This is a genomic window from Paraburkholderia sp. BCC1885, assembly GCF_900996235.1.
GTDB lineage: Bacteria > Pseudomonadota > Gammaproteobacteria > Burkholderiales > Burkholderiaceae > Paraburkholderia.
Genome location: NZ_CAAJGM010000054.1, coordinates 1 through 599 on the forward strand (window position 1 = coordinate 1; position 599 = coordinate 599).

The 599-nt window shown below is 70.8% G+C and carries 1 pseudogene; it reads left to right on the forward strand.

Annotated features, from left to right (window positions below):
* Positions 1 to 599, forward strand: a pseudogene (locus FQ755_RS04270) (4-hydroxy-2-oxovalerate aldolase); the annotation flags it as partial.

The window sequence follows — 599 nt, forward strand, 5'->3', positions numbered from 1 at the left end:
TTCATCCCGGGGCTGGGCAAGGCCACCGACATCGAGTTGGCGATCGAGGCCGGCGTGGACGTGGTGCGGGTGGCCACCCACTGCACCGAGGCCAATGTCTCGCGGCGCTTCATCGAGCAGACGCGGCGCGCGGGGCGGGTGGCCTACGGCGTGCTGATGATGTCGCACATGGCGCCGCCCGAGGTGCTGCTGGCCCAGGCGCGGCTGATGCAGGACTACGGCGCGCAGGCGGTGATCCTGATGGACAGCGCCGGTTATTCGACGCCGAACCTGGTGCGCGAGAAGGTGCGCCTGCTGGTGGAGGCGCTGCGCGTCGACGTGGGTTTCCACGCGCACAACAACCTCGGCCTGGCGGTGGCCAACAGCCTGGTGGCGCTGGAGCAGGGCGCGCGCATCGTCGACGCCTGCGTGAAGGGCTTCGGCGCCGGCGCCGGCAATACCCAGCTGGAGACGCTGGTGGCCGCGATGGAGCGCGAGGGCCATGCCGCGAACACCAGCTTCGAGCGCGTGACGGCGCTGGCGCGCGAGAGCGAGGCCTTCCTGAGCCCGAAGACGCCGCATATCGCCGCCGCCAACATCGCCAGCGGCTTGTACGGGCT